Genomic DNA, 17,596 nt, shown 5'->3' with positions numbered 1-17,596 from the left:
AATAAAGGCCCCTAAAAATTTAGAGGCCATTACTTTTTTGGTTTTTACTTGTTATAAAATCAGCATGGCATCTCCATAACTGTAAAACTTATAGCCTTCTTTTACCGCTTCATCATAAGCACGCTTTATAAAATCATGTCCTGCAAAAGCAGAAACCATCATTAATAAGGTAGATTTTGGTGTATGAAAGTTGGTAATCATACAGTTAGCAATGCTAAAATCATACGGAGGAAAAATAAACTTATTAGTCCAGCCTTCCATTTCATTTAATAATCCGCTTGAAGACACAGAACTTTCTATAGCACGCATAGCTGTAGTTCCCACAGCGCAAACACGTCTTTTTTCTTGAATACCTTTATTTACAATTTCAACCGCCTTTTCATCAATCTTTATCTCCTCACTATCCATTTTGTGTTTTGACAAATCTTCAACCTCTACAGGATTAAAAGTACCCAAACCAACATGTAACGTTACTTCTGCAAAATTAACCCCTTTAATCTCTAAGCGTTTAAGCAAATGTTTAGAAAAGTGTAAACCAGCAGTTGGAGCGGCTACAGCTCCTTCGTTTTTAGCAAAAATAGTTTGATATCTATCTTCATCTTCTGGCTCTACGTCTCTTTTTATATACTTAGGAAGCGGTGTTTCACCAAGCTCTCTCAACTTTAAACGGAACTCACGATATGACCCGTCATACAAAAAGCGTAGGGTACGCCCTCTTGAAGTTGTGTTATCAATAACTTCCGCTACCAAGGTGTCATCATCACCAAAATATAGTTTGTTTCCAATTCTAATTTTTCTGGCAGGATCAACCAACACATCCCAAAGACGTTGCTCTTCATTCAATTCCCTTAATAAAAACACCTCAATTCTTGCCCCTGTCTTTTCCTTATTTCCATATAAACGTGCTGGAAAAACCTTAGTATTGTTAAGAATTAAAACATCATCCTCATTGAAATAGTCAATTAAATCTTTAAACATTTTATGCTCAATGGTTTGGTCTTTTCTGTTTAAAACCATTAAACGCGATTCATCTCTATTTTCTGCTGGATATTCTGCTAACAATTCATTAGGCAGATTGAAGCCGAAGTTTGATAATTTCATGTGTTTTTTTTATTTTTTATTATTCAATTTAAAGTCTACTTTCTAAGCCTGTTTTAAATTTTTCAAAAGCAGATGTTACAACTTTCATATTCAAAATGAATTGAAAGGCTGCAAATATACAATCTAAGACTAGGGGTTGTCAAGTAAATAGGTGATTATTATTTGTTTATTTGAAATCCTATAGATTCTAAATCATCCCAAAAAGTGGGGTACGACTTTGAAACCACCATGGCTTCCTCAATAACGATAGGTACTCTTAAAGCTAAAGGCGCAAATGCCATGGCCATTCTGTGATCATGATAGGTTCCTATAGAAACATAGTCTTTTATGGTATTCGACGGCTTTAAATGCAAGGATTCATCTGTTATTTCTATGTTTCCTCCCAATTTTTTAATCTCTGTTTTTAAAGCTACCAACCTGTCTGTTTCCTTTATTTTTAAGGTATGAAGCCCTGTCAAATCACAAGACATGCCTAATGCAAAGCAAGTCACTGCAATAGTTTGAGCAATATCTGGTGCGCTTCTTAAGTCTAATTTTAAAGCTATCTCATTTGACTCTGTTTTGCTTAAAACCACAGTGTCTTCTTGAAATACCGTTGAAACCCCAAAATGCTTATAGATTTTTGCTAAAACAGAATCGCCTTGCAACGAATTTGATTTGTAGGATGACAACCTGATTTCTGTACCTATATCACTTAAAGCAACTATACTATAGTAGTACGATGCCGAAGACCAATCTGACTCAACAGTTAAACTTTTAACAGTAGCCTTTTTTGTATTTGGTTTTACAGAAATCACCTGCCCCTCAAATAAGGATGTTACACCTATGGCATCAAGCAAGGCCAAGGTCATTTTTATATAGGGTACCGACGTTATTTCGCCCTCTAAAGTAAGTTCTAAACCATTTTCAAGTTTTGAAGCGATTAATAAAAGTGCCGAAATATACTGACTACTTACATTAGCATTTAGAGATACTTTGTGTTTTAACAGTTTCTTTCCTTTAATTTTTATAGGAGGAAAACCTTCATTTTCAATATAGCTTATTTCTGCGCCTAGCGTTTGTAAAGCTTTTACCAAAATTTTTATGGGGCGTTCCTTCATTCGCTTTGATCCTGTAAGCACCGTTTCTCTACCTTCCTGAATTGAAAAATAAGCCGTTAAAAACCGCATAGCAGTTCCTGCATGATGAATGTCAACCACTTCTTCACTTGACGCCAAGGCTTTTATCATTAAATTGCTATCATCAGAATTTGAAACATTGTTCAGCTGGATTTCAGGATATAAAGCCTGAAGTAGTAACAACCTATTAGATTCACTCTTTGAGCCTGTTATTTGTATTGATGATTTTTTTGCAACTTTTGATTTTTCTAGCGTAAAGTTCATACCCTTTTTTAAATAGAATTTTTAAGAAGCGGCTAATTTACTTTAATTTTTCGTTATTATGATGCCTATCATGATCTCGTTTTGCTTTCTTATCCATTCTTTTATCAAAAGCGGCTTGCAGGTCTACTCCCGTTTGATTGGCCAAACAGAGTACCACAAATAGCACATCGGCCAATTCCTCCCCTAAATCTTTGTTTTTATCACTTTCTTTTTCACTTTGCTCACCATAGCGTCTAGCAATAATTCTGGCAACCTCACCTACTTCTTCGGTAAGCTGTGCCATATTGGTTAGCTCATTAAAATATCTAACCCCATGCTCTTTAATCCAATTATCTACAACTATCTGTGCGTTTTCTATATTCATTTATACTTTTGTTAAAACGATTTGTTCTGCTTCTTTATTTACAATTTCACTAAAAAACGTTTTTAAAGCCACATAATACTCAGAACCAATGATGGAACTATTTATTCTTGATTTTATAGTAACTTGAATTTGGTTTTTCATTCCAACGACATTATATTGAAATATTCCCAGGTTTTCAGGAAGTGAAAACGCTCCTTTTTCTGGTAAGCTTTCAATTTTGTAGCCTTCGGGCAAATTTATGATAATTCTAAATGAAGTTTGAAAAGGATAACCAAAATCAACGGGATATTCTCGATTTTCTAATTTAAACGGATTTTCATTTTCTTTAAAAAAGAATAATGGCGAAAAGTATAGTTTATCACCAACAATATCTGCCTGGCTTTCTTTTTCAAACTCAAAGGTTTCAACAATGGGTTTTCCTAAATCTGTACTATTCTTAACCTCAAATTCTAGTATATCAATACCATTATATTTATTATCTAATTTCTCAATATAGTCATCCTTATCAATTCCGTTATATTTTTCTCGATAAGTTAAGGCTCGGTAATTTGATTTTGTTTTACGACAACTACCATGAATACTTCCATCTTCATTCAAATCAATCATTAGTACAGTAATGTCTTGCGATAACTTTTTTGGATACAAATCAACAAACGTTGAATTGCCTTGCTCATTAATCGCTCTTCCCTTCCAGTTTAAAGCCTTAAAAGGTAAAACATTGAGATGACAATAAGAGCTTGTAGCATCAAGTAGCACTTCACTGCCATCATCAAACTTTGCACAAGTTATGACATAATTATATCCTTCACGAGTTGGAAATAAAGGAATTCCGTGGTTTCTTGTACTAACTAACACAGGATATGCACGTATACCTGCATAGCGAAGCATTGAAGTTAACATTAAATTGATTTCGGCTACATTACCTACTTTTTCTTTATACGCTTTTTTTACACCCACATCTGTTAAATACCCATAATAACCATTCCATTTAACTTGTGATTTCACAAAATCATATATAAAAGTTACCTTTTGCTTGGGATCTGAAACGGAAGCCAAAAGGGCATCCACTTCATTTTCATAATAGCCGGTTTTTTTTAATTGCCCTCCAAAGTCTTCATTTTCATAAGTGTTTTTCACCACGTCTTCCCATGTTGTTGAATAGTATTCCACTCTAGAATAAGGAAACTGAGTATAAGATAATTCATAATTAATTGATGAGCGATAATTGTTTATATTATTCACATAAGGTTCTTCTTTCATTGCGGGAACATTATCTAATTCATAGGTAGACACGTTTGTGATATATTCAATTTGAGAAGACTCAAAAGAAGTTCTAACAGAAGAAAAACCAGACCCTGAACTTCTAGTTTTAGTATTAATCAAAATTCTACCTGTTTTACGTTCAACTTTGGGTGTTACCGCAAAAAAACCTTTAGTATTGACTTTGAAAACAAAATATTCAGGAGACTGAAATTTGGCATATAGCTTGTTTATTGGAATATCATATTGAAACACATAATCATCAACATTTGATAAAAAGGGTGACATAATCTTATATTTATATTCAATGACACAACCTTCTTTAATGTTGGGCATGGTAAACTTTACTTTATTTTTGTATTTCGATGCTTCATTTTCAAAAATTGCACTTTTTGATATTTTACTTTCAACAACTTTTCCTTTTTCTAAATTATAGGTACTAGCCTTTAGTCCGGTAAAATTTTCCTCATTACTATTACTCTTATAAAGACTTAATTGTTTGGTTGCATAGTCAAAACCATCTTTATTATAAATTTTGACACGTTCATAAACTTCTGTAATCAACTCAAAACCTTTTTCTTGTGTGTATTCAAAAAAAGAATTTCTATACTTATACAAATAGGTAGCACTTGCCGAGGAGTCTGTTGAATTAAACTTTTGTTCTAGTTCTTCTTTTGAAACTTTACCAAATTTATAATCTTGTGCTTGCACACAAATAGCACATAAAAATCCAAATAGTACAATTATTTTTCTCATTTGTCTATGGGTTAGTATTAGTTTTAATTAGGGCAATTTTTGCATTATCATTTTTTGCAACGGTTTTAAAGAAGTCTCTAAACTTAGCATAGTTTTCCTTGGGAAATTGACCATCAAGCACGGTAAATTCTCTACTATATTTTATTGTAGTTTCATCAATTTTCTGCACTTCAGCTAAGTATCTGCCAAATTTATTCTCAATAAGGACATCATGAGGTAGGGCTTCAATTTTATAGCCTTTTGGAAGTGTAATTGTAAAAACGTCAACATCTTTAAACCCACGATTTATTTTTAGTGGAAATTTCCTGTTCCGATACCTATTTGGAATTTCTCTATTTCTATTAAACGCATTTACTGAAAATAGCATTCTATCTCCTACAATTTTTGCGTATTTTGAAGCTTCAAACACTACGTTTTCAGAAAATATAACATCGTCTTTATTATTAACAATTTTAAAATCATGAAGTACCAATCCATTTATATACCGCCATCTGGTTTTATAATGTTTGTCTAATTCACGTGGTGTCTCGCTATCCAACTTATATTTATCATCATATTGAATACCCATAGATTTTATCACTACCTCCGCCTTGATATCACCTGCACCAGTAAGCGAATATTCTCCACTAATGCTTTGAAGACTTTCTTCAGGAAGATACTTTTTGGTATGCTTGATTTGACCACCCTCTGGTGTAATAACTAAAGCATCTCGATCGTCAGTAAAAGCCCCTATAAAACCAAATGGCGCATCTTGACTTGTGCATTCAAGCCAAATATCATTACCATTATCAGGTATATTCAGAATAACATGGTTTGTCTGCCCTTGAAAAGAAACGAAATCATTTTTTACATTTAAAACATTGTCCCGAGAAGCATACAGCCTTGTATAATACGATTCTACACCTGCTATTTCCAATAAAGATTTTGTGTAATTTGATAACCCCTTACAGTCCCCATATTTTAATAAATCAACTTCTATTGCCGAAATTGGTTGCATTCCGCCAATTCCAACTTGAACACTTATGTACCTAGCATTATCCTGCACAAACTGGTAAACGATCTTTGCTCTCTCAATAGGGTTATCAACCCCATCTACTAATTTTAAAATTTTGCTTCTTGTTCCTGTTGATATCGCAGACCTTCCTTTCAGTAAATTATTATGAAACCAACTTCCCATAGATTTCCAATTATTTACATCCGCAAACACGCCTTCATAAACAAACTTATCTGATGCAATCATAACTTCTGGCAAGAGAACATTGGTAGCAGGACTATAAGCCTCTGGTTCAAAAGCAGGAATATCTTTAACCCTAAATTTTAGTATTCCGGGTTTATCCTCCTTGATCAACTCAATAGCATTAAAATTATTTTCCTTGGTTCTTAGTTGAATTTCTTCACCGTATGCAATACTATACTGGCTATTTTCAACACTCAGGAAATAATCGTTTATTGGGGTGAACGACCTGATAAAGGCTGTGTTTTCATTAACAATTTCATAGGTAAACTCCACCGTATAGGGATATGACGCTGGGGTATATTCTAAATACTTTACGCGAGAGTCCGAATATAAAGTCCCTCCATCAACCGCACTCACATCTTTAAAGTCGCTTTCTCTAATTTTTTTAAGTGGTTCACCAAACCCATCGTAAACAATAGCTTTTAGGTCTTTTATTTTGGTAGTTTCATCATAATAGGCATGAGCATTAACATGCTTATTACCTCTCTTATTAAATACCGTAACCACTCTTTTTCCTTTAGTATACATTTTACTAGCTGTTTCCATAACAATGGAAACGTCATTTAACCTTATAATGGCATTGGCATCTTTCTTTAAATCTGGAGAGATTGTAAGTGCGTTATAGGACAAGTCTTGGCTAACCACAAGAAAACTAGTGAATACAAAGAGTATATTCACAAAAAACTTTGGAATCATTTAGCTTATTAGTTGGGTTTAATGTCTAAATATAAGTAAAATTACACTTACATTTACATGAGAAAAGTCATCTTTTTGATGTTTTTTGAAGTCGTTTCACCACCCTATTCGTTAAAAGCACTGTAAGACAAGGGAGTAAGACAAAAATAAATTCACTTAAAACAACCTTTAATCCCCACGACGAAAAAAAACTTCTAATTCCTAAAGGAGACACCTTAATTTCTCTGATGGGAAAAAAGAAACGTTGGTTATCAAGCGGAATGAAAAAGCCCACACCCATACCTCCACTGGTCATGGCATCTAAAATACCATGAGAAAGTGTAGCGAAAAAAATAATTAAAAACCATACTAATTTACTAGCTCTACCAAAACTAAACATGACCAAAGCTGCCCATATGAGAGCAAAACTAATAGAATGTGTAAAACCCCGATGTCCTAAAGGGTGTTCATAAGGAATACCTAAACGAAATCCAATAACATCAAAATCTGGTAAAATTGTAGAAAAAACCGCTAGTGGTAGCAGCCATTTTAATTGATTTTTCCCTGTAAGCTTGGTTAAGGTATAGCCTACTGCGGCGTGTCCAAAAATTGAGGCCATTACTCTTTATTCTTAGTATCCATGATAATAGTTACTGGTCCATCATTGACTAAATCCAGCTTCATATCAGCACCAAATTGCCCTGTTTGCACTTTTTTACCCAAGTCTGTTTCAAGCTGATTCACAAATGCTTGATACAAGGGAATGGCAATATCAGGCTTCGCTGCTTTAATATAACTGGGTCTATTCCCTTTTTTGGTAGAAGCATGTAATGTAAATTGACTAACCACAATGATATCACCATCAACATCAACAACCGATTTATTCATCACACCATTTTCATCGCTAAAAATTCTCAAATTCACTACCTTATTTGACAACCATTTTATATCATCCTTTGCATCATTGTTTACAACGCCAAGTAATATTAATAAGCCTTTTTTTATGGTGGCAACTTGGGTTTTATCAATGGTTACACCTGCCGAAGTAACTCTTTGAATAACTATCTTCATTCTTTATCCCAAATATCAGTTCTATAATGCTCATCTTCACCTTCAATAATCTGTAAATAACTGCGATAGCGCGAATATTCCACGTCCCCGTCTTCTAAAGCATTTTTAACAGCACATTGTGGCTCTTGAACATGCAAACAATTATTAAACTTACAATCTTGTTTTAACTTAAAAAACTCGGGAAAATAATCACCTACTTCTTCTTTATCCATATCAACCACACCAAAGCCTTTAATACCTGGTGTATCAATAATTTTTGCGCCAAAATCAAGATCAAACATTTCTGCAAATGTAGTGGTATGTTGACCCTGCATGTGCTGTGTAGAGATGGCTTTAGTTTTTATGTTTAATGAAGGCTCTATGGCATTAACAAGCGTAGATTTACCAACTCCCGAATGCCCAGAAAACATACTTACCTTATCTTGCATTAACGCTTTTACCTTATCAACATTTTTACCAGTCACCGCTGAAACCCCGATACATTCATAACCTATTTTTCTATACACATGTGCCAAGTAACGCACCTCATCAAGTGTTTCTTGATCATAGGTGTCAATTTTATTAAACAGTAAAACCGTTTTTATGGAATAGGCTTCAGCAGTGACTAAAAAACGATCAATAAAACTAGATAGCGTTGGCGGATTATTAATAGTAATCATCAAGAAAACCTGATCTAAATTGGCAGCTATAATATGCGTTTGTTTTGAAAGGTTTACTGACTTTCTAACTATGAAATTTTTTCGCTCATGTATTTTATTAATAACACCCGTTTCCTCATTATTCTTAGTTTCCAACTCAAAATCAACCATGTCTCCTACAGCAATAGGATTGGTACTCTTTATTCCTTTTATTCTGAATTTCCCCTTGATTCTGCATTCATAAGTATGCCCTAATTGGTTTTTTACGGTATACCAGCTTCCTGTCGATTTATAAACTTGTCCTGTCATGAAGTGTCAATAATAATACAAATTAACAACTTTTCAAGTTAAGAAAAAGATTATCTTAGTGTCATTATTTATAAAAACATACCGAATGAAAAACACAATTTTAGCCTTAAGTCTTATTTTCTTTTCTTTTTTTGAAATGCATGCTCAAGTAGAGTATAAGATAATTACAACTATTGAATCTATTGTTCCTAGTGGTCTAGGACGTTCTAGACTGATTTCGGCCACTGATGAAAGAAATTATGAAGATTTCACTTCAGAACAAACAGAAGAAGACAATTCTAGAAACAAATCAAAGCGAGGTGATATTCGGGTGAAAGATTTTGAAGAAACCAAACTATTAAACTTTTATAACTTAGCAGGTATTCGCTTTCAAAATATTGCGGCTAACGACGCTCTTGTTAACTCTAAAGTAAATGCTATGGCAGAAGAAGGATGGGAATTAGCCTTTGTAACTAGTGGCGTGGAAAGCGACGCAGGAAAGGGTGATGGCAACGGCATCTTTATAACACGTTATGTTTTTAAAAGAAATAGACCGTAAATACTTCAAAACATTATAAGGATTGTCTCTTAATCTTGTTTTTAGGCAATCCTTTCTAGAATTTTCTCGACACTCCTATATTGAGTCCCCAAGTACCATATTCTTCTTTAAAATCATAAACAAAAGAGGTCAAGACTCCCCAATTACTCCCTAACTCAATACCATATTCTAAACCACCTCTTAATACAAATAAATTTTTGTTTTTCTCAAATTCTATTGCCGGACCAGCAATTATATTCCAATTCTTAGCGAAACTATAACCTGCTAAAACCGCTAGAATAAAAGCTCTATCCCGCTCTAAATCCTCTCTACCAAAAGGCACTAAATAATCTGCCAATTCTAAGTCTAACACCATACCTAATGACCAGGTTGCTGTAATTTCTCTATAATAACCAACACCTATTGTTGGCACAAAAAGAGATTCTTCAAGTTTACCTTCTTCAAAAGCTTTAGGAATATGTGTAAAACCAAACTCAAAAATAACTTCGTTTTTTAATTCTTTTTCTTCTGTTTCATTTTCATACTCACTTTGTGCATAACTATTAAGAATACAAAGCAAAATAAAAAATAACATGATTCTTTTCATAACACAGGTCTTACTTGATTAACAACACTTTATAAATGTAAGACTTTTTCTTGTTAAATTATATAAATAGAAAAGCCTTCCAGATAGAAGGCTTTTTTAAAATATAATAATACATCACATTTTTAACCGTTGATGATTTTTTCTTGATGATTGATAGATTCTTGGTGAATTGCTTTGAACATTTTCAATACAAACTCTTCACTTAATCCGTGCTGCTCTCCTTCAAGAACCATTTTACCTAAAATTTCATTCCAGCGCTTTGACTGTAATACCGCAACGTTTTTAGATTTTTTAAGCTCTCCAATGCCATCGGCAGCCTTCATACGTTTTCCTAATAATTCTATAATTTGATTATCAACAACATCAATCTGTGCTCTTAATTTGTTTAATGTATTGGTATAATCTTCTTCCGCATTAGTTTCTTTTCTTATTTTCAAATCTTTCATAATTTGAACTAAACTAGCTGGTGTTACTTGTTGAGCCGCATCACTCCAAGCATTTTCAGGATCATGATGTGTTTCAATCATTAAACCATCAAAATTTAAATCTAATGCCTCTTGAGACACCTCAAAAATCATATCTCTTTTTCCTGTAATATGAGACGGGTCATTGATTAATGGAATATCAGGAAATTTATTTTGAAATTCAATAGCCAACTGCCATTCTGGAGTGTTTCTATATTTAGATTTTTCATATGTTGAAAACCCTCTATGAATTGCTCCAATATTTTTAACACCAGAAGCATAAATTCTTTCAATGCCACCTAACCATAAAGCTAAATCTGGATTTACAGGATTTTTTATCAAAACAGGTTTATCTGTTCCTTCTAAAGCATCTGCAATTTCTTGCATAATGAAAGGACTAACTGTTGAACGTGCTCCAATCCATAGCAAATCCACATCATGTTCTAAAGCTAGCTTAACATGAGCTGCGTTTGCAACTTCGGTACAAATCTTCATCCCAGTTTCTTCCTTTACTTTTTGTAGCCATTTTAAACCTAAGGCTCCCACCCCTTCAAACATCCCTGGGCGTGTTCTTGGTTTCCAAATACCTGCTCTAAAATAACTAACATCAGTATCTTTTAGCTCATGTGCAATTTTTAAAACTTGCTCTTCGGTTTCAGCACTACATGGACCTGCAATTACTAACGGATGATCTAAATTTAAATCATCTAACCAGGTTCTCATTTCTTTTTTGTTCTCCATAATTTTACTCTTAACTAATTCCTTTTAATATATCTTTTATATGATTTGTATTTTCCATCTCACTGTTTATAGCATCAAAATCATTTGCTTCCATTAACTGTTTAAAATGCGTGAGATTATTTATATATTCTTCTAATGTCTCAATAACATTAGTTTTGTTCTGTTTAAAAATAGGTGTCCACATTTCTGGCGAACTTTTAGCCAAACGTACGGTTGAGGCAAATCCACTACCTGCCATATCAAAAATATCACGCTCATTTTTTTCTTTTTCAATTACTGTTTTCCCCAGCATAAATGAACTTATATGTGACAAATGCGATACATAAGCAATATGTTTATCATGTGCTTCAGGATTCATATAACGCATGCGCATACCAATATCTGAAAATAGTTTTAAGGCTTTTTCCTGAAGCTTAAAGGTGGTCTTTTCTACTTCACAAACAATATTTGTTTTGCCAACAAACAGACCTTCTAACGCAGCTGTTGGTCCAGAATGTTCGGTACCAGCAATAGGATGCATAGCTAAAAAGTTTCTTCTTTTTGGATGATTTTCAACCGCTTTACATATATCTACTTTTGTAGACCCTGCATCAACCACCAACCCCGTGTCTGAAATTTTATCTAATACCGTTGGCAATAAGGTAACCGTTGCATCAACTGGTATAGAAATAATCACTAAATCAGCATTTCCCAGATCATCAAGCGTTGCTTTTTTATCAATAATATTAAGCTCTAAAGCTTTGTTAAGCGTGGCATCTTTTCTACTAACACCATGAATTACAGCTTCTGGATTATTTTTTTTGATATCTAAGCAAAGGCTTCCACCAATCAAACCTACTCCTATGGCATATATATTCTTCATCCTTATTGTACTCTTGCAACAGCTTCTTCTATTGCTTCATTTGAAGCACATAATGAAAATCTAACATACCCTTCCCCCTGCGAACCAAACACGGTTCCTGGTGTAATAAATATATGATTTTCTTTAAGTACTTTATCTATAAACTCTTCTGACTTCACATGATCAGGCAATTTGGCCCAAATAAACATACCTGTTGCATTTTCATCGTAGGTACAATTTAGGGCATCTGCAAGTTGCCATACTAGCTTACGCCTTTCTTGATATACATTATTCAATGTTGCAAACCACATGTTTGAACATTTCAAAGCTTCAATGGCACCTTTTTGTATTCCATAAAACATGCCCGAGTCAAAATTACTCTTTACTTTTAAAATATTACTAATATACTCTGGAGCACCAACTACCATACCTACACGCCAACCAGCCATATTGAACGTTTTACTTAATGAATTGAGCTCTAAGCAAACTTCTTTAGCGCCTGGAACACTCAAAATACTTCTAGGATTATCATTCAGTATAAAACTGTACGGGTTATCATTAACAATTAAAATATTATGCTTTTTCCCAAACGCCACTAAATTCTCAAAAACATACTTATCGGGCTGTGCTCCTGTTGGCATATGTGGATAATTAACCCACATCAATTTTACTTTTGACAAGTCTTGCTGCTCAAGAGCTTTAAAATCTGGCTGCCAATTATTGCCAGCATCCAAATTATAAGACACCCCTTTAGCTCCAACCAATTTTGTTACCGATTGGTAAGTTGGATACCCTGGATTTGGAATTAACACCTCATCTCCTTCGTTAAGATATGCCATAGATATATGCATAATACCTTCTTTACTTCCCATTAGAGGAAGAATTTCTGAAGACGGACTTAAACTCACAGAAAAATGCATCTTATAAAATTCTGAAATCGCAGATCTCAACTCAGGAAGTCCTTGGTAACTCTGGTACTTATGTGCATTAGCATCTTTAAGACTATAATTTACAGCCTCAAGAACCTTCGCTGGAGGTTGTAAATCTGGACTCCCTATTCCTAAGCTAATAATTGGTTTCCCACTTGCAATTAGCATCCCTACTTCTCTCAATTTTTTTGAAAAGTAATATTCCTCAACGGTCTGTAAACGGTCTGCTACTTCAATCATAACTTTGCATTTTTATATTCACCCAAAACTTTAAACCCATCACCCATGATATCTATTAACGATTTTGCTTTTTGAAAATCTTTATAGTTTTCAAAAGTCACATCTACAAAAAACGCATATTTCCATGGTGTTTCAATAATTGGTAACGACTGTATTTTTGTTAAATTCAGTTTACAATCACTCATTACATTTAAAATAGCAGCTAGACTACCTCGTTTATGATTAGCTTCAAATTTTATGGAGGCTTTATTAATATCACTTTGATTCACCTCTGAATTAGTTCGCTTAATAATTACAAATCGGGTTTCATTATGCTTTATGGTTTGTATACCATGTGCTAAAATATTTAGATTAAAAATTTCAGCAGCCGTTACACTAGCAATAGCCCCAATACCCTTTAATTGCTGCTCTTGAATGCGCTGAGCGACTTCAGCAGTATCTTTATCTTCAACTAATTTTATATGTGGGTGTATTTTAAAAAACTCTTTACATTGTAACAAAGCCATAGGGTGTGAATACACTTCTTCAATATCCTCAATACGTTGATTAGGCAGTGCCATTAAATTATGCTGAATATCTAAATAGTGTTCTCCTACAATATGCAACCCAAATTTATCAATCAATGCATAATTAGGAATAATTGACCCTGCAATAGAGTTTTCTAAGGCCATAATAGCCGCATCACATTCTTTAGTTATTAAAGCATCAACCACTCTATCAAAAGTTAAACACTCAATAGAATCTACAGCATTCTCAAAAAACTGCTGGGTCACTATGTGATGAAATGACCCTTTAACTCCCTGTATGGCTACCGTTTTTATCAAAATTACACAATTTAGTTTCTGTCTTTTTATTTTTTATCTTACAAAACGTTAGACAAAAAAAAATCTCGATTTTCATCGAGACTTATATATTAATTTAGCTTTTTAAATTATACATACAACGCCTCGTTTCTTTTACTAAAAAAGAAATAATTGTTAAAATATGTATAATACACTGTTCTTATCATAATTACGCCGCTAAATTAAATATTATTTTAAGAAATAAACTAACAAAATCTACTTTTTTTAAAATTCCCAAAAGTTTTAAAGATTTTACAGTAAAACTTCCTTTACGTTATATAATCAATTATTTTTCTCTATTAAAAAACTAAACTTTTCATGCAGGAGATTATAACACTTTATTTCATCTCTATAATTATTTGGTTAATCTTTCATGTTTCATTTCACGTTCTTCAATTTTCAAATGAAAAAATTCATGTACTTTTGAATAAATAATTTTAAATATGTCTATTGAAGTAGTTGGAATTTCAAAATTATATGGTAATCAAAAAGCTTTAAATAATATATCGTTTAAAGTTGATAAGCCTGAAATAGTTGGTTTTTTAGGACCTAACGGCGCAGGAAAATCAACCATGATGAAAATACTAACCACCTACCTTACTGCCAATCAAGGCACGGCAAAGGTGAATGGGTTTAATGTAAACGCCAACAAACAGCAAGTTCAACAAAGTGTTGGCTATTTGCCAGAACACAACCCGTTGTATTTAGACCTCTATATTAAAGAATATTTAGCCTTTAATGCCAACATATATCATGTAAACAATCAACGTATTAACGAGGTTATTGACCTCACAGGTTTAACCGCTGAAGCACATAAAAAAATAGGGCAACTATCAAAAGGCTATAGGCAACGTGTGGGTTTAGCAAACGCACTACTACACAATCCCGATGTATTAATTTTAGATGAGCCTACAACAGGTCTAGATCCAAATCAACTAGTAGACATTAGAGGCCTGATTAAATCTTTAGGAAAAACAAAAACAGTGTTTTTGTCAACTCATATTATGCAGGAAGTTGAAGCTATGTGCGATCGTGCGATTATTATTAATAAGGGCGAAATTGTGGCCGACAAAAAATTAAAAGATCTTCGTGATGAAAAGGAGCAAGTGGTCATTGTAGAATTTGACTTCCGTGTTGAAGATGCTTTTCTACTACAACTTCCAAAAGCGCATAAGGTTGTAAACACCCATGATTTTATTTATGAAATCACCTTTAAAACCTCTGATGACATGCGCGCTCATGTCTTTGATTTTGCTCATGACAATCAATTAAAAATCCTGCAGCTTAATCAAAAAAACACCAGCTTAGAAACTTTATTTAGAGAGCTCACAACTAATTAATTAAAAGCTAATTTATAATCTTAATTCATAAACACGAAAACGTTAGAAATATAAGCGTGATTTATGACAAAAGTCATCTATGACATTATAATAACATATTAATTTTGCCCAAGTAAGTTTAAACACAAAAAAGATAAAAAGCTATTTAAAAAACTAGAATATTATCTTTGTAAACAATAAAAACACTAAAATGAGTAAAGGAATTTATGTAGCTACGGTTGAACCTAACAGTGGTAAATCTGTAATTGTATTGGGCTTAATGCGTATGCTTCTGGGTAAAACAGCCAAAGTTGGTTACTTCAGACCTATAATTGAAGATACCGAAAATGGTGAAATGGACAATCACATTAACACCGTACTGTCATACTTTGAAATTGATATAAATTACAAGAACACGTATGCTTATACCAGAAGTGAGTTACTTGAACTTTACAACAAAGGTAAGTCTGGAGATGTTATTGATCACGTCATAAAAAAGTTTAAATACCAAGAAGAGCGTTTCGACTTTGTTTTAGTGGAGGGTACAGATTTTTCTCACGAAAACTCTAGTTTAGAATTAGATATCAATATTATCATTTCAAAAAACTTAGGTCTTCCTGTTATTCTCGTATCTCAAGGTGATGGTATTCCTTTACATGACATTGTTGACAATGTACAACTGGCTCATGATGCCTTTAAAGAAGAGGTAGATGTACTTTCTATCATGACAAACAAGGTAAACCCTGATGAGGTTTCTACGCTGAAAGCATTAATTAAAAACAGAATTCAAACAACGGCTGATGTTACGGTTATTCCAAAAATTAGCAGCTTAGCCAGTCCTACTATAAAAGAGATTGTAAAAAAGCTAAAAGGAACGGTTCTTTTTGGTGAAGACATGATTAACAATCAATCTGAAAATTTTAGTGTGGGTGCCATGCAACTACGCAATTATTTACTGCATTTAAAAGAGAATGCCTTGGTCATAACACCTGGTGATAGAGCTGATATTATTTTAGGTGCTTTACAAGCAAATATCTCTAAAAATTACCCTAAAGTATCAGGCATTATATTAACTGGTGGACTAATTCCTGAAGACACAATTTTAAAATTAATAGAAGGTCTTTCAAGTGTTGTACCTATTATCAGTGTTAAAAAAGGCACTTTTCAGGTTACCAATACCATTGGTAAAATTAAATCTAGAATTTATGCCGAGAACATTGAAAAAATAGAAACCTCTATTGCTACGTTTGAAAAGCATGTAGATACTGATAAGTTGGCTAATGACTTAGTAACGTTTGAATCTGGTATATTCACCCCAAGAATGTTCCAATACAATTTGCTTCAACGAGCTTTAAAAGACAAAAAGCATATTGTGCTGCCCGAAGGTTATGATGAACGTATTTTAAGGGCATCAGCAAGATTGGTAGACGCTAATGTGGTAGAATTAACTCTTATTGGTGAAGAAGATAAAATTGCTGAAATTGTTGAAAAACAAGACATTCCTCTTGATTTGAAAAAAGTAAACATTGTTTCTCCCCAAAAATCGGCCCATTTTCAAGATTACGTCAATACATTTTACGAATTGCGAAAACATAAAAATGTAAATTTAGATATGGCTCGAGATGCTATGTCTGATGTATCCTATTTTGCAACCATGATGATTTACAAAGGCCATGCAGATGGTATGGTTTCTGGTGCTGTACATACCACAGCACACACCCTAAGACCAGCACTACAATTCATCAAAACAAAACCTGGATGTAATATTGTATCATCTGTATTCTTTATGTGTTTGGAAGACCGCGTATCTATTTTTGGTGATTGCGCTATTAATCCAAACCCTAATGCAGAGCAGTTGGCAGAAATAGCTGTTTCGTCTGCACAAACCGCTCAAAATTTTGGTGTTGAACCTAAAGTAGCCTTGCTATCTTATTCCTCTGGAAGTTCAGGAAAAGGCGAGGAAGTTGATAAGGTTAGAAAAGCTACAGAGCTTGCCAAAGCCGCTGCTCCCGATATGAAAATTGAAGGCCCTATCCAGTATGATGCTGCTGTTGATATGCGTATTGGTAAAAGCAAATTACCCGAATCGGATGTGGCCGGTCAAGCTAGCGTATTGATATTCCCTGATTTAAATACAGGTAACAACACCTACAAAGCTGTACAACGTGAAACTGGAGCGTTAGCCATTGGCCCAATGCTTCAGGGCCTTAACAAACCCGTTAATGATTTAAGTAGAGGGTGTACCGCAGATGACATTTACAGCACCGTAATAATAACAGCAATTCAAGCACAAGAAATATAAC

General features: G+C 33.6%; 16 protein-coding genes. 3 read left to right on the top strand and 13 right to left on the bottom strand.

Annotated features, from left to right (window positions below; translation table 11 throughout):
- Positions 1 to 51 precede the first annotated feature (51 nt).
- From queA to rsgA, 8 genes are all read right to left on the bottom strand, one after another.
- Complete coding sequence (gene queA / locus KFZ70_RS08680) at positions 52 to 1,101, bottom strand: tRNA preQ1(34) S-adenosylmethionine ribosyltransferase-isomerase QueA (RefSeq protein ID WP_139695187.1); 1,050 nt, start codon at positions 1,099 to 1,101, stop codon at positions 52 to 54.
- A gap of 158 nt (positions 1,102 to 1,259) precedes the next feature.
- Positions 1,260 to 2,483 carry a 3-phosphoshikimate 1-carboxyvinyltransferase gene (locus KFZ70_RS08675; RefSeq protein ID WP_139695188.1) on the bottom strand — a complete coding sequence of 408 codons (1,224 nt, stop codon included), beginning with the start codon at positions 2,481 to 2,483 and terminating at the stop codon, positions 1,260 to 1,262.
- 37 nt (positions 2,484 to 2,520) lie between these two features.
- A complete protein-coding gene (locus KFZ70_RS08670; protein WP_139695189.1) occupies positions 2,521 to 2,847 on the bottom strand; it encodes a nucleotide pyrophosphohydrolase in 327 nt (108 codons plus the stop codon).
- Positions 2,848 to 4,863 (bottom strand): transglutaminase-like domain-containing protein, encoded by a 2,016-nt coding sequence (locus tag KFZ70_RS08665; protein ID WP_139695190.1) that lies wholly within the window; start codon positions 4,861 to 4,863, stop codon positions 2,848 to 2,850.
- A gap of 4 nt (positions 4,864 to 4,867) precedes the next feature.
- Positions 4,868 to 6,796 (bottom strand): DUF3857 domain-containing protein, encoded by a 1,929-nt coding sequence (locus KFZ70_RS08660; protein WP_139695191.1) that lies wholly within the window; start codon positions 6,794 to 6,796, stop codon positions 4,868 to 4,870.
- Positions 6,797 to 6,863: 67 nt separating this feature from the next.
- The gene (locus KFZ70_RS08655; RefSeq protein ID WP_139695192.1) at positions 6,864 to 7,394 is read right to left on the bottom strand and encodes a metal-dependent hydrolase; all 531 of its coding nucleotides are present in this window, start codon (positions 7,392 to 7,394) and stop codon (positions 6,864 to 6,866) included.
- Positions 7,394 to 7,846 (bottom strand): D-aminoacyl-tRNA deacylase, encoded by a 453-nt coding sequence (gene dtd / locus KFZ70_RS08650; RefSeq protein WP_139695193.1) that lies wholly within the window; start codon positions 7,844 to 7,846, stop codon positions 7,394 to 7,396. Before dtd ends, KFZ70_RS08655 begins: the two co-directional genes overlap by 1 nt.
- A complete protein-coding gene (rsgA, locus tag KFZ70_RS08645; protein WP_139695194.1) occupies positions 7,843 to 8,793 on the bottom strand; it encodes a ribosome small subunit-dependent GTPase A in 951 nt (316 codons plus the stop codon). Before rsgA ends, dtd begins: the two co-directional genes overlap by 4 nt.
- Before the next feature lie 85 nt (positions 8,794 to 8,878).
- Here rsgA and KFZ70_RS08640 point away from each other — a divergent pair, with 85 nt between their 5' ends.
- On the top strand, positions 8,879 to 9,331 hold the full coding sequence (locus KFZ70_RS08640) for a hypothetical protein (protein WP_139695195.1): 453 nt from the start codon (positions 8,879 to 8,881) through the stop codon (positions 9,329 to 9,331).
- Positions 9,332 to 9,386: 55 nt separating this feature from the next.
- On the opposite strand, the gene KFZ70_RS08635 is transcribed toward KFZ70_RS08640, so the two are convergent.
- From KFZ70_RS08635 to KFZ70_RS08615, 5 genes are all read right to left on the bottom strand, one after another.
- Positions 9,387 to 9,917: a hypothetical protein gene (locus KFZ70_RS08635; protein ID WP_139695196.1), complete on the bottom strand. Its 531-nt coding sequence runs from the start codon at positions 9,915 to 9,917 to the stop codon at positions 9,387 to 9,389.
- A 122-nt stretch (positions 9,918 to 10,039) separates the two neighbouring features.
- On the bottom strand, positions 10,040 to 11,122 hold the full coding sequence (locus KFZ70_RS08630) for a bifunctional 3-deoxy-7-phosphoheptulonate synthase/chorismate mutase type II (RefSeq protein ID WP_139695197.1): 1,083 nt from the start codon (positions 11,120 to 11,122) through the stop codon (positions 10,040 to 10,042).
- 10 nt (positions 11,123 to 11,132) lie between these two features.
- The gene (locus KFZ70_RS08625; RefSeq protein ID WP_139695198.1) at positions 11,133 to 11,984 is read right to left on the bottom strand and encodes a prephenate dehydrogenase; all 852 of its coding nucleotides are present in this window, start codon (positions 11,982 to 11,984) and stop codon (positions 11,133 to 11,135) included.
- A gap of 2 nt (positions 11,985 to 11,986) precedes the next feature.
- Positions 11,987 to 13,132 carry a pyridoxal phosphate-dependent aminotransferase gene (locus tag KFZ70_RS08620; RefSeq protein WP_139695199.1) on the bottom strand — a complete coding sequence of 382 codons (1,146 nt, stop codon included), beginning with the start codon at positions 13,130 to 13,132 and terminating at the stop codon, positions 11,987 to 11,989.
- Complete coding sequence (locus KFZ70_RS08615; RefSeq protein WP_139695200.1) at positions 13,129 to 13,956, bottom strand: prephenate dehydratase; 828 nt, start codon at positions 13,954 to 13,956, stop codon at positions 13,129 to 13,131. The genes KFZ70_RS08620 and KFZ70_RS08615 overlap by 4 nt, the downstream gene beginning before the upstream one ends.
- Positions 13,957 to 14,417: 461 nt before the next feature.
- Between KFZ70_RS08615 and gldA the strand changes: the two genes are divergently transcribed.
- Complete coding sequence (gldA, locus tag KFZ70_RS08610; RefSeq protein ID WP_139695201.1) at positions 14,418 to 15,314, top strand: gliding motility-associated ABC transporter ATP-binding subunit GldA; 897 nt, start codon at positions 14,418 to 14,420, stop codon at positions 15,312 to 15,314.
- A gap of 190 nt (positions 15,315 to 15,504) precedes the next feature.
- Positions 15,505 to 17,595 carry a phosphate acetyltransferase gene (gene pta / locus KFZ70_RS08605; protein WP_139695202.1) on the top strand — a complete coding sequence of 697 codons (2,091 nt, stop codon included), beginning with the start codon at positions 15,505 to 15,507 and terminating at the stop codon, positions 17,593 to 17,595.
- The last annotated feature ends 1 nt before the right edge of the window (position 17,596 follow it).

The organism is Allotamlana fucoidanivorans (genome assembly GCF_045788535.1).
Taxonomy (GTDB): Bacteria; Bacteroidota; Bacteroidia; order Flavobacteriales; family Flavobacteriaceae; genus Allotamlana; species Allotamlana fucoidanivorans.
Note: the sequence above shows the minus strand (reverse complement) of the source record. Positions and strands in the feature narration are given on the sequence as shown.